Below are 807 nucleotides of genomic sequence, written 5' to 3' on the forward strand. Positions count from 1 at the left end.
GGGCGATGTCACGTTGTCTACAGCTTAACGGTTGAGGGATAATTGGGCGAGGATGAGCTCGACGACGATCAGTTACAAGAATCACCGCTTTTCACCGCAGATCATCGCCCATGCGGTGTGGCTGTATTTCCGGTTTCCGTTGAGCCTACGGTTGGTCGAGGAAATGCTGTTGGAGCGGGGCATTGTCGTATCGTACGAAACGATCCGGCGATGGGGCTTCAAATTCGGGCGGCTTACGCCAAGCAGTTGCGCAGAAAGAAGCCGTCGCAAAAGGATATCTGGCATTTGGACGAGGTCCTGATTTCCATCGGTGGCCGAAAACATTGGCTTTGGCGCGCGGTTGACCAGGACGGCTACGGTCTCGACGAGATCGTCCAGGCTCGCCGCGATACCAAGGCTGCCAAGCGATTGCTGGTCAGACTGTTAAAGAAGCAAGGCCTGTCGCCGAAGCGCATCGTCAGCGACAAACTGCGCTCATACGGAGCAGCAAGACGCAATGTCATGCCCGGCGTCGAACATCGATCCCACAAGGGCCTGAACAATCGCGCGGAAAATTCTCACGCACCACTTCGGAAACGAGAACGGATGATGCAGGGATTTCGATCCGTCGGCGGCTTGCAATATTTCATCTCGGTCTTTTCAGCAATCAGAAATCTTTTCGTCCCGTCGCACCAGAAACGCTCAGCCCTCGCCACCCATATTCATCGCATCCGCGCAATGGCGCATTGGAAAGCCGTGACCGGCGCAACTGCGTAAGTTCATCGGCAAACACCTTGACGGGGATTAAGCGAACAACGTGACATCGCC

Annotated in this window: 1 pseudogene; it reads left to right on the forward strand. The window is 55.4% G+C overall.

The features are described 5' to 3' along the window. The first annotated feature begins 5 nt into the window (after positions 1–5). Positions 6–756, forward strand: a pseudogene (locus PMI03_RS30265) (IS6 family transposase). Positions 757–807 lie beyond the last annotated feature (51 nt).

This window comes from Rhizobium sp. AP16, assembly GCF_000281735.1.
Classification (GTDB): domain Bacteria; phylum Pseudomonadota; class Alphaproteobacteria; order Rhizobiales; family Rhizobiaceae; genus Rhizobium; species Rhizobium rhizogenes.